We start from the raw sequence: 9,330 nt of genomic DNA, 5'->3' as shown, positions 1-9,330 counted from the left end.
GGTGAATGGACAACGATGACATTATTATCCTGTTTAAAAATTCCATTTTCTGTGATATTTGTCGAACCTGTCCAGACAATTTCCCGGTCGAATATCCAAAATTTATTATGCATCAATGCACCGCGTTGATCGTCTTTGATTTCAATACCGTCATCTTCGAGCATTTCAAATTGTCCATGACCGGGTTCTTCGTCGGCTTCGGTCCCATGTTCGTCATCCGTGACCCAGCGTACGTCCACGCCGCGTTCGTGCGCCCGGATAAGCGCATCGGCAACAGGGGTCAGGTTGAATTCAAAGGATGCAATATGGATCGATTTTTGAGCTGCATCAATTTTTTTAATAATGACCTCTTCGATTGAGCCCCCGTAATTCTCAGGATCAGTCATGTTGATCGGATCCGCAAAATACACTTCCCACCACTCACCCTGAGAGGCAACCTCCACTACCGGCACAGAAACTGCTGCCGGTGTGAGAGTAGGTTCAATTTCTATCAGTGATGCACTTTCAGGCAAAGATTCTCCCGCCTCTGTAAGGATATCTGTAAATAAACCAAGTGGATCTTCCCCGGTATATAGAAAATACCCACCCAAAACTATAACCACAACCATTAGCAGCAGAGTTACCTTTGAGTTTGTCTTCTTTGTTTTCTTAGATTTTGCTCTCTTCTTTTTTGTAGCCATTTTATATTTTCTCCTAAAGCATTCTGTTATTATCAAGCCATTCCAGCAAGTTTTTGATGAATTCAGCTTGAGTATCTCCTGAAAATTTACCTGGTGAAGGAAGGATTAGATCCTCTCCATAGAGTACTTTTGCCCGCTTCTCAATTTTTCCCCAAAGCCTCTCTCGTTCATCTGTTGGTACATCTTTTTCATGCTGCACCCAAACACGGATAGCACGCATCAGCCGCCGTGAAGCCTTCAGATGAGGATACATGGCTTCTTCCGCTTGATCATCACTAAGCGTTTCTGTTTCCGCTGCAATACGCGTGACGTTTTTTATTCCCCATTGCTGCAAAATATACCCAGCAGATTCGTCCAAACCACCTGCCAGAGCCTCATTATCTAAAACGCTTTCAACAGCTCGCTTGATTCGCTTGCTTAGGATATCCATATCCATTCTCCATCTCCAGAATCAGCAATCTGAACCTAGTTATTTTACCAAAAAAGGAGAACCATCTGAAATGACGGTTCTCCTTTTTATCAATTTGCCAAAAAATTCTATACAAAAAATTCTTCGAAATCTTTACCTGTTCCAAGTGGTATCCCTTTTGTTTCCCTATCAATTCGTTTTAGCATACCCGTCAGCACACTGCCACTGCCTAATTCCACAAAAGTGTCTATACCCTGCGAAATCATATATTGAATGGATTCTGTCCAGCGGACACGTGAATTGAGCTGACCGTGTACATCTGCCAGGATCTCATCTGCCGTAGATAAGGGTAATGCAGTCACGTTTCCAACGACAGGCAGGCTTGCCTCCGTTATTAATGCGTCTGATAATGCCTCGGCAAATTCCGCTTGAACAACGGCCATCAACGGAGAGTGTGCCGCGATGCTGACTGCCAGGGGCATCGCCCGCCTTGCGCCAGATTCTTTTGCCAACTCCAGAGCGCGCTCCAACGCAGGTTGTGCGCCAGAGATAACCACCTGGCCGGGGCAATTATCATTGGCAACCTCTACAACTTCATCGGTGCGGCTGGCTTCAGCGCAAACTTTCTCCAGGGTGGGGATATCCAACCCAAGGATAGCAGCCATTCCTCCGGGAGCAATCTCTCCAGCGCGTTTCATCAACTCACCACGTCGCCGGACAAGACGAAGCCCATTCTCGAATGAGAGTGCGCCGGCAGCTGTCAACGCGCTTAATTCGCCGAGAGAATGCCCGGCAACCGCAGCTGGCCTGAATTCCGGGGCGTATTCGGCAAATATTCGCAATGCCGCAATTGAGTGAACAAAGAGAGCGGGTTGGGTATTTACGGTATCGTTTAATTGATCTGCTTCATCACTCCACATCAGTTCTGAGAGAGAAAATCCCAGGATCTCGTCAGCCTCTTTAAAGGTATCCCGTGCAATCGGATATTTTTCAGCAAGGTCACGCCCCATGCCAGGTGCCTGAGAACCCTGGCCGGGAAATAGAAAAGCTGTTTGACTTGGATTAAGATTCATAAATTCTCCTATGCCCCCTTAAAACACAAACGAGCCGCGCAGGTCACGACTCAGTTTGAGATAATTCAATTTTCTATTTTTCTTTGCTTACTTCGATGACTTCGCGTCCCTTATAAAAACCACAATTTGCGCAAACGGTATGCGGCAAACGCATGGAGCCGCAGTTGCTGCAGGTGGTCAGATTACGGGGTATCAAAAAGTCATGCGCACGGCGACGATCTCGACGTCCCTTGGAAATTTTACGCTTTGGCAGTGGGGTCATGCTAAACTCTCCTTCATACAATCATCGGGCTTTGCCCAATGTCATTTCTGTTTTCTAAACAAGCGGGGGTGATTATAGCGGCGTTAACTAGTGACGTCAAGCCCAAATCGTTGTACAATCAGGGTATGGAAATCAAAATTGGAGCAGCCAAAATCAGAAAATATGCCGTCTCAAAAAGCGGGGATACACTCGAGGTTATTGAACGCCCTAATGGCGGTCTTTCTGTCGTATTGGCAGATGGGCAAACTTCAGGACAAGGAGCAAAAGCCATCTCGATGATGGTCGTTCGTAAAGTAATTGGATTGCTCGCCGAAGGCGTACGGGATGGGGCAGCAGCACGGGCGGCATCAGATCATTTATATACTGAAAAAAGGGGGAAGGTATCCTCCACGCTAAATATCGCATCCATAGATCTGAAAACAAAAACGGTAGTGCTGACCCGGAATAATCCCTCTCCCATATATGTTTGCCACGGAGATCAGCTTGATATTTTGAGTACGGAAAGCTCTCCAATCGGGATCGCGCGCCATATCCGCCCTTCGATCAGCGAGATCGCCCTGAAGCCGGGGCTGACGATCATCATTTATACGGATGGGCTAACTCATGCAGGAAAACGGATCGGCCAACCCATGGATATTGGCGCTGCCATCCAGGCGATGCTGAGTGACGAGGATCCCTCCCCTCAAGAGATTGCCGATTCTCTTTTGGCCCATGCCGTGCGTCTGGATGAAAATCGCCCAGCAGATGATATTAGCGTGGTCGTGATCCGCGTAATATCTGAAGAAAAAGATAATGTGCGTCGCATGAGCGTTAGCTTACCTTTTGGGGCCATTTAGCCCAGGACGGGCAGATGCATAGGAAGCCTAGAAGATGGCGAGCGTCATTCCAGGATACCAGTCTTTACCTCAAAGAATTCAGCGCCCCTTTGCTTCTGGTTCATGACAAACACTAAGAAAGAGTTGTTGATCGGGATCGTCGGCCCCTGCTCCTCAGGGAAATCGACTTTGGTTGCGGGGCTGAAAAAACACATGGTTCACGCCAGAAATATTGCCCAGGAGCATTCTTACGTCAAGGATATGTGGCGGCGATTAATAAATCCGGATCTGTTGATATTCTTACAGGTTTCCTACCCCATCGCCCAAATCCGTCGAAAATTAAATTGGAATCTGGCTGATTATGAAGAACAAGGGCATCGATTAAGACATGCCCGCAAATTGGCCGATTTTTATCTTGATACTGATCTACTAACCCCTAAAGAAGTTCTGGAAGCGGCACTGGACTTTATAAAGGAGAGTTCCGATGCGTAAAACCCTTGCCTACCTAATCCCCTTGACCTTTTTATTATCAGCTTGCCAGTCACCGCCCATCGCAAATCAAGATAACCCTGCGCCGGAACCGCTCAACGCCTGGACTGACTGGAATGATCGGGAAATTTTTAAGAGTGGCTTGCTTCCTTTATATCAAGAATCCCTCGATGAATTACCAGGAGCCAGCATCTACCATATCGATTATGAGATCGCAGACGATCTCGTTCACCTCACAGGAAATCAGGAGGTTCGCTATACCAACCAGGAGGATATACCTCTGGATACGATCCAGTTCCATCTATTTCCCAACCTCCTGGGCGGAGAAATGCTCATCTCTGATGTGAGTGTGGGCGGTGTATCTGTCTCAATTGAATACGCACAAAATAACAGCATCCTGAGCGCCCCCCTCCCAGCGCCTCTGCAACCTGGGGAAAATATCCTTATTCAAATCAGCTTCGTTACCACTGTGCCTACCGAGCTTGAGAGCAACTATGGCATCCTGGCATCCACGGAAGGCGTTTTGGCTTTGGCTCATGCCTACCCAATGATTTCGGTTTATGATGACGAAGGCTGGAATACAGAGTATCCCTCAGCCCAGGGTGATGTAACTTACGCGGACGTCAGCTTTTATCTTGTCCGGGTTAGCGCACCAGATGATCTCGTCATGGTAGCATCTGGAAATGAGATCCAGCGCAAATCAACGGGCGACCGCCAAATCGTCACTTTTGCTGCCGGTCCCGCGCGGGATTTCTATCTCGTAGCCAGCAGTGAATATGTTCTCGTCAGTGGAAAATTTGGAGAATACACAATCAATAGTTATGCTCCTGAAGATGCAGGCGAGGGTTCGCAACTGGCCCTGGATGTCGCAGCAGCAGCGATTGATTATTTTGGAAAAAGCTATGCCCCTTATCCCTATACAGAATTTGACATCGCTTCAACGCCCACCTATGCCCTTGGCATCGAGTACCCGGGCATGACCGCCATCAATGTAGATCTCTATGATCTATCATCCAACTTTGGGGGAACTCCAGCCAGTATTTATCTTGAATCAACCATTGCGCACGAGGTCGGGCATCAATGGTTTTACAATTTTGTTGGCAACGATCAACTTGACGATCCTTGGTTGGATGAATCATTGACCCAATATGTCACCTGGCAATATTATATTGACAGATACGGGGCAAATAGCGGCGCAGAATTTGCACAAGCTCTCGATGGGCGCTGGCAGCGGATCGAAAGCGAAAAAATTCCTGTTGGTCTGCCAGTAACTGCCTATCAGGATGGAGAATATAGCGCAATTGTTTATGGGCGTGGTGCCTTCTTTTTTGATGTGCTGGCAGACCAAATGGGCGCAGAAGCATTTGAAGCCTTTCTTGCCGACTATACACAAAGCCATCAATGGGGGATTGCTACTAGTGAGAGTCTCCAGGATATAGCCGAAGAGCATTGTAAATGTGACTTAAACGATCTCTTCACAGATTGGATATACCCATCACAATAACCTATCCATGCCCCTTCAATAGGGGTATAATCTTTCCGCCGCCAGAGCATTGGTGGTATTTTTATGAAATGGAGCAGATTCTATGGTAAGAAATCAAAGCACTCGATTGCTCGTGATCGCCCTTCTGGTTGCCTTTGCGCTCTGGATTGGGTTAAGCGAAACGATCTATATTAGTAATCCATTTAACGGAGAGGTTATCTACGATCGCAACGTCAAGCCACAGCTTGGCCTTGATTTGCGTGGTGGCTTGCAGGTTTTGCTCGAAGCCGATCTTCCCGAAGAAACGGAGATATCAGCCGAATCGATGGAAGTTGCCCGTAGCGTGATCGAAAACCGTACCAACGCGCTTGGCGTGGCCGAAAACATCGTCCAAATTGCGGGGGACCGACGCATTGTCGGAGAATTCCCTGGATTGGAAGATACCGAAGGCGTAATTGCAATCATCCAACAAACTGGTTTGCTCGAGTTTGTGGATACCGGAAACACCCGTCCTCCTGCCGGGACCATCATCGAAACTGATCATGGATTATCCACCGAATCTGTTGAAGAGGTGGAGACTGATGGTGAGGAAATTCTGCCAACCATCTACCACACGGTCATGACCGGTGCAGTGCTGGATGATGTCGGGGTATCGCAGGATCAGGTTGGACAATTCCAAATTGCCTTTGCCCTTAAAGATGAGGGCAGCGATATTTTCGCTGATTACACCGCTACACATATCGGGCAGGTTCTCGCCATTGTTTTGGATAAAGTGGTTATTTCTGCTCCAACTATTCAAAGTGAAATCTCAGGCGGAAGCGGTGTCATCACAGGCCAATTTGACTACGAGAGCGCTAATAACCTCGCTGTCCAATTACGCTATGGTTCCCTTCCGGTGCCGCTCAAAATTGTTGAAAGTCGCATCATTGGACCGACACTCGGTGAAGATTCCCTTCAGCGTAGTTTGCAGGCCGGCCTGATCGGGATCATCATCGTGGTTCTCTTTATGGGGATTTACTACCGCCTCCCTGGCATCACGGCAGATATTTCAATTATTTTCTATGCGATTATCGCCTTCGCCCTCTTCAAGTGGATCGGCGTGACTCTCACCCTCCCCGGCATTGCTGGCTTCATGCTCAGCACCGGCTCAGCTCTTGATGCGAATATCCTCGTCTTTGAACGTCTAAAAGAAGAACTTCGCCGAGGCAGATCACTAAAACAGGCCTTCGATATGGCCTGGTCGCGAGCATGGCCTTCGATCCGGGATTCAAATGCTGCTGTGCTGATCACCTCCCTGATCCTCTTCTGGTTCGGGAATGCGTTCGGAGCGAGCATTGTCAAGGGCTTTGCTATCACACTTGCCCTGGGTGTCTTGATCTCCCTATTCTCCGCCCTCTATATCACCAAAACCCTGCTGGCTGTTGTACTTGATAAGATCAAGATCAATAACTTCCAGCGCTGGTTTGGTATTTAAAAGGAGCAAATCATGAATTTACTTGGTAAACGCTACCTTTTCTTTGCTCTTTCGTTCATCATTATTGTCCCCGGCTTGATCATACTGTTCACAGGCGGGATTCCCCTTTCGATTGATTTCACTGGCGGAAGTCTCCTCGAAGTAACTTTTGAAGGCAATGTACCACAACCTGCCCAGGTTCTTGCCAGCTATAAAGAAGCCGGGATCAAAGATCCCCAGGTCCAGACCACTGAAACAGGCGGGATCATCATTCGTTCAGAGTTTCTTAATAATGAGAAACGTGATGCAGTTCTCACTGCCTTAAGCGAGGCCTTTGGCGAGACCACCGTGCAACGTTTTGACAGCGTCGGCCCCAGCATCGGAGAGCAGGTTACCTCCCGCGCTGCAATGGCCGTTGGGGTATCATCCCTTCTGGTTGTGATCTTCATCGCCTGGTCGTTCCGCGGGGTCAAAGGCGCTTATCGATATGGCATTTCTGCTATCCTCGCCATGCTCCACGATGTAGCCCTGATCTTTAGTGTGACTGCATTTGGGAGCATCTTCCTTGGTTGGGAAATTGACTCCCTTTTTCTGACTGCGTTGCTGACAGTGATCGGTTTTTCGATGCAGGACTCCATCGTTGTCTTCGACCGCATTCGTGAAAACTCCAGTTCCCTGCGTCGATTGGACTATGAAACCCTCGTCAATCACTCCATTGTCCAGACTCTGCAGCGCTCGATCAATACCCAGCTGATGACGGTTGAATTCTTACTTCTGGCATTAGCCTTCTTTGGCGGAGTCACATTGCGTGAATTCGTCGTTATTTTGCTGGTCGGTCTGATGAGCGGAACTTACTCTTCCATCTTTATCGCAGCCCCAATTCTGGTGGTCTGGGAAAACAAAGAATGGCGCAATTGGTTCGGCAGAAATAAAGCCGCAGCATAAAAAGAATGCTAAAATGGCGCATCATTGATGCGCCATTTTTTATTTAACAAGGATCAAAGATGAAACGGATATCTATACCCCTTCTTGCTCTAACCCTCTTTATAACGTCTTGTTCGTTCCCGGCGGATAACACATCGATCCCTCCGCCACTTCAACCTGCTACCGTACTCCCATCAACTCCCCCGCCCACGCTACCTCCAGCTACGCTCTCCCCAACAGAAGCGTCAACAATTCCCACGCTGCCACCGAAAGAAATTTGGTATCCTCCCCTTGGTAGTACTTTTTCGTGGCAACTCGGAAATAGCGATGAGATCAACACCAGCTTCGATGTGGATATATACGACCTCGACCTCTTCGAAACGGAAGCAAGCCTGATAGCAGGTTTGCACTCGCAAGGTAAAATGATCTTTTGCTATATCTCCGTTGGCAGTTGGGAAAATTGGCGTCCCGACGCTGCTGACTTTCCATCAGAAATAATAGGCAAAGATTATTTGGGCTGGCCTGGCGAAAAATGGCTTGATATAAGCCAGATAGACCTACTCGCCCCCATCATGGGGGCCCGCCTCGATCTCTGCGCCGCAAAGGGCTTTGATGGCATTGAGCCAGATAATATAGACCTGCACTGGGCTGATACTGGATTTTCGATTACTTACGAAGACCAACTCGCTTATAATATTTGGCTATCCGAAGAAGCACACGCGCGCGGACTGTCTATCGGGCTAAAAAACGATGATGACCAGGTGGAGGATTTGCTCGACTATTTCGATTGGGCGCTTACTGAAGATTGCTTCGATGGTGAATGGTGCGAGGAAATGCTACCCTTTATCGAAGCCGAAAAACCTGTTTTTGCCGCAGAATATACAGATTTGATCGATTACGAAGAATTTAAAGGTAAAATTTGTTCGCAGGCGGAAGAATTTGGCTTTTATGTCTTCCTGAAAAATCGCAATCTGGATGCGTTTAGAGAGGCTTGTCCATGACATTGATCGATGAAGAAGAAAAATCTCGGCTAACTGCTCCGGACGCGTTGCGCGGGTTGATTATGATCCTGATGGCCCTGGATCATGCCAATCACTTTATCGCCCAAAAACACTCCTCTGGGGAATACTGGGGCGGTTCCTTCCCGGAATACCACGATCCGTTATCCTTTCTTACACGCTTGTTTACACATCTCTCAGCTCCTGGATTTTTTTTCTTGATGGGCCTGGGGATGCATCTCTTCACACAATCCCGTCGAAAAAAAGGTTGGCATGATATAAAAATTATAGGGCATTTTCTTCTTCGGGGTGCGCTCCTGGTTGCGCTGCAACTCTTCGTCATCAACCCTGCCTGGGAGCTTTCCCCAGGTGGCTGGGCATTGGATACCTATATCGGCGTTCTCTTTGCCCTCGGCGGGACGATGATACTGGGCAGCATGCTCCTTTGGCTTAAGCCTCAATATCTCTTTGTGCTGACAGTTGCTCTTTTCTTTAGCGATGCATCTCTGCCACCAGACCCAAATCTTTGGGGAAATAACTTCTCTCTCCTGGATCGTCTGGCTTCCATCCCCGGTGGGGATCTGAGCTTATGGGTTAATTATCCGGCTCTGCCCTGGCTACCCGTTGTCACTCTCGGGATGCTCTTCGGATACTGGCTTAGCGCTGACAAGAAAAAAGCCCTGGAGAGTGCCCTGTGGATCGGTGTGTCATTTCTGGTTGCATTCCTTATTCTCCGCTCTTTGG

The 9,330-nt window shown here is 48.2% G+C and carries 11 protein-coding genes; 7 read left to right on the top strand and 4 right to left on the bottom strand.

What is annotated here, in order from left to right:
• The 4 genes from AC3DOM_RS11925 to rpmF form a co-directional block, all read right to left on the bottom strand.
• A partial coding sequence (locus AC3DOM_RS11925) for a phospholipase D-like domain-containing protein (protein WP_487919270.1) occupies window positions 1–680 on the bottom strand: 680 nt, incomplete at its 3' end.
• A gap of 13 nt (window positions 681–693) precedes the next feature.
• Window positions 694–1,116 carry a hypothetical protein gene (locus tag AC3DOM_RS11920; protein ID WP_487919269.1) on the bottom strand — a complete coding sequence of 141 codons (423 nt, stop codon included), beginning with the start codon at window positions 1,114–1,116 and terminating at the stop codon, window positions 694–696.
• A 101-nt stretch (window positions 1,117–1,217) separates the two neighbouring features.
• On the bottom strand, window positions 1,218–2,162 hold the full coding sequence (gene fabD, locus AC3DOM_RS11915; protein ID WP_487919268.1) for an ACP S-malonyltransferase: 945 nt from the start codon (window positions 2,160–2,162) through the stop codon (window positions 1,218–1,220).
• A 73-nt stretch (window positions 2,163–2,235) separates the two neighbouring features.
• Window positions 2,236–2,424, bottom strand: a complete 189-nt coding sequence (gene rpmF / locus AC3DOM_RS11910; RefSeq protein ID WP_487919267.1) for a 50S ribosomal protein L32 — start codon at window positions 2,422–2,424, stop codon at window positions 2,236–2,238.
• Window positions 2,425–2,549: 125 nt separating this feature from the next.
• Between rpmF and AC3DOM_RS11905 the strand changes: the two genes are divergently transcribed.
• From AC3DOM_RS11905 to AC3DOM_RS11875, 7 genes are all read left to right on the top strand, one after another.
• The gene (locus AC3DOM_RS11905; protein WP_487919266.1) at window positions 2,550–3,260 is read left to right on the top strand and encodes a SpoIIE family protein phosphatase; all 711 of its coding nucleotides are present in this window, start codon (window positions 2,550–2,552) and stop codon (window positions 3,258–3,260) included.
• A 102-nt stretch (window positions 3,261–3,362) separates the two neighbouring features.
• Window positions 3,363–3,731 carry a hypothetical protein gene (locus AC3DOM_RS11900; protein ID WP_487919265.1) on the top strand — a complete coding sequence of 123 codons (369 nt, stop codon included), beginning with the start codon at window positions 3,363–3,365 and terminating at the stop codon, window positions 3,729–3,731.
• Window positions 3,724–5,232 (top strand): M1 family metallopeptidase, encoded by a 1,509-nt coding sequence (locus AC3DOM_RS11895; RefSeq protein WP_487919264.1) that lies wholly within the window; start codon window positions 3,724–3,726, stop codon window positions 5,230–5,232. Before AC3DOM_RS11900 ends, AC3DOM_RS11895 begins: the two co-directional genes overlap by 8 nt.
• An 82-nt stretch (window positions 5,233–5,314) precedes the next feature.
• On the top strand, window positions 5,315–6,685 hold the full coding sequence (gene secD / locus AC3DOM_RS11890) for a protein translocase subunit SecD (protein ID WP_487919263.1): 1,371 nt from the start codon (window positions 5,315–5,317) through the stop codon (window positions 6,683–6,685).
• 12 nt (window positions 6,686–6,697) lie between these two features.
• Window positions 6,698–7,609, top strand: a complete 912-nt coding sequence (gene secF / locus AC3DOM_RS11885; RefSeq protein ID WP_487919262.1) for a protein translocase subunit SecF — start codon at window positions 6,698–6,700, stop codon at window positions 7,607–7,609.
• Between the two features lie 59 nt (window positions 7,610–7,668).
• Window positions 7,669–8,589: an endo alpha-1,4 polygalactosaminidase gene (locus AC3DOM_RS11880; protein WP_487919261.1), complete on the top strand. Its 921-nt coding sequence runs from the start codon at window positions 7,669–7,671 to the stop codon at window positions 8,587–8,589.
• Window positions 8,586–9,330, top strand: a 745-nt coding sequence (locus AC3DOM_RS11875; protein WP_487919260.1) for an acetyltransferase domain-containing protein, incomplete at its 3' end; no start/stop codon positions are given. The genes AC3DOM_RS11880 and AC3DOM_RS11875, both read left to right, overlap by 4 nt.

The sequence above is a fragment of the Candidatus Desulfolinea nitratireducens genome, from assembly GCF_982879505.1.
The sequence above is the reverse complement of the archived record's forward strand: the minus strand, read 5'-3'. Positions and strand labels throughout refer to the sequence as shown.

Excerpts from the sequence above, each read along its gene's own strand:
- AC3DOM_RS11895 (WP_487919264.1), top strand. The coding sequence starts at position 3,724 with ATGCGTAAAACCCTTGCCTACCTAATCCCCTTGACCTTTTTATTATCA.
- AC3DOM_RS11900 (WP_487919265.1), top strand. The coding sequence starts at position 3,363 with ATGACAAACACTAAGAAAGAGTTGTTGATCGGGATCGTCGGCCCCTGC.
- AC3DOM_RS11905 (WP_487919266.1), top strand. The coding sequence starts at position 2,550 with ATGGAAATCAAAATTGGAGCAGCCAAAATCAGAAAATATGCCGTCTCA.
- secD (WP_487919263.1), top strand. The coding sequence starts at position 5,315 with ATGGTAAGAAATCAAAGCACTCGATTGCTCGTGATCGCCCTTCTGGTT.
- secF (WP_487919262.1), top strand. The coding sequence starts at position 6,698 with ATGAATTTACTTGGTAAACGCTACCTTTTCTTTGCTCTTTCGTTCATC.
- rpmF (WP_487919267.1), bottom strand. The coding sequence starts at position 2,424 with ATGACCCCACTGCCAAAGCGTAAAATTTCCAAGGGACGTCGAGATCGT.
- AC3DOM_RS11920 (WP_487919269.1), bottom strand. The coding sequence starts at position 1,116 with ATGGATATGGATATCCTAAGCAAGCGAATCAAGCGAGCTGTTGAAAGC.
- fabD (WP_487919268.1), bottom strand. The coding sequence starts at position 2,162 with ATGAATCTTAATCCAAGTCAAACAGCTTTTCTATTTCCCGGCCAGGGT.
- AC3DOM_RS11880 (WP_487919261.1), top strand. The coding sequence starts at position 7,669 with ATGAAACGGATATCTATACCCCTTCTTGCTCTAACCCTCTTTATAACG.